Annotated in this window: 2 protein-coding genes; one reads left to right on the forward strand and one right to left on the reverse strand. The window is 66.8% G+C overall.

What is annotated here, in order from left to right; genetic code table 11:
* Window positions 1-310: WD40 repeat domain-containing protein (locus NBG84_RS31420; protein WP_425608735.1), on the forward strand; the 310-nt coding region annotated here is incomplete at its 5' end.
* Between the two features lie 54 nt (window positions 311-364).
* Here NBG84_RS31420 and NBG84_RS31425 read toward each other — a convergent pair.
* Window positions 365-718, reverse strand: a complete 354-nt coding sequence (locus NBG84_RS31425; protein ID WP_250923073.1) for a VOC family protein — start codon at window positions 716-718, stop codon at window positions 365-367.
* Window positions 719-1,321 lie beyond the last annotated feature (603 nt).

Here is a 1,321-nt window from a genome sequence, read left to right on the forward strand (position 1 = left end):
TGACGACAAGATGGTGCGGCTGTGGGACCCTGCCACCGGCCAGCCCGTCGGCCAGCCCCTCACCGATCACACGCATGCGGTGGTTGGGGTGGCGTTCTCTCCCGACGGCCGGCTGCTCGCCACCACCAGTGACGACAAGATGGTGCGGTTGTGGGACCCTGCCACCGGCCAGCCCGTCGGCCAGCCCCTCACCGGACACACCCACTGGGTACGCGGGGTGGCGTTCTCCCCTGACGGTCGGCTGCTTGCCACCACCAGCGTCGACAAGACCGTGCGGCTTCACGTGCTCCTGCTGAACGACCGTGTGTGATGCGGAGTTCGGTCGGACAACAGGGACGACCCGGTCCGGGCCTGAAGGATGTTCTTACTGACGCCGCTGGCCGAGGACACAGAACTCGTTGCCTTCGGGATCTGCCAGAACAACCCAAGATTGATCACCCTGGCCAATATCAACCCGCTGTGCGCCATGAGCCACGAGACGGGCTACCTCGGCTTCCTGATCATCAGGCCTGAAGTCGAGGTGCAGTCGGCTCTTGGTCTTCTTGCTCTCATCAAGCCGGACGAACTCCAACCCCGGCAGGCGATCCGGCTCCGGGCGAATCTCGAACTCCACATCAGAGGAGTGGACCACAACCCACCCAAGAGCATCGACCCACCACTGCCCCAAGGCAACCGGATCTACCGAGTGCACGATTACCTGTTCCCATTCCAAGGTCATCCACCGAGCTTAGACCTGCCAGGGGTCTCGAAGTCAGACACCGAACCCGCCACACCGCCCCCAACACGGGCCCTGGATGCGGGGGGTGTCCTCCAGGCCCTCGACGGGGCAGGGACCTGGGGCAGAGGACACCACGTGTCGGCTGGGGGCGCGCGGAGTGTGTCCTCTGGTTCCTCCGAGGGACAGGTGTCCCTGGGCAAGGGGATGCAGGTTTCGGCTGGGCGCGGGCAGAACGTGTGTCCCCTGGTTCCTCGACGGGGCAGGGACCTGGGGGCAGGGGGATGCAAGTGTCGGATGGGGGCGCGCAGGGGGTGTCCCCGGAAGCGATCGACGGCAAGACCCGCATGCCGGATCAAAGGTGCTTCGGGCCGTCGACGCTGAGGAGTCACCCCCGATAGCACCCCCCAACCCACGCGAACAGCAGGCTCCCCAGCCCCAAGAACCAAGGCCTCGCCCCGGGCAACCCCCACCAACACAGGCCCCTGCCAGGAGCCCACCTCAGCCCGTCCGGCGTTTGAGGACGGAACCCTCCACCCCGGGTGGGGACAACCGAGACGGGGCGCCAGCCCCAGGAACCAAGGCCTCGCCCCGGGCAACCCCCAC

It is taken from the genome of Streptomyces albipurpureus, assembly GCF_023701525.1.
GTDB classification, from domain to species: Bacteria; Actinomycetota; Actinomycetes; order Streptomycetales; family Streptomycetaceae; genus Streptomyces; species Streptomyces albipurpureus.

Bases quoted from the DNA above. Each gene is read 5' to 3' on its own strand.
- NBG84_RS31425 (WP_250923073.1), bottom strand. From the start codon at position 718: ATGACCTTGGAATGGGAACAGGTAATCGTGCACTCGGTAGATCCGGTT.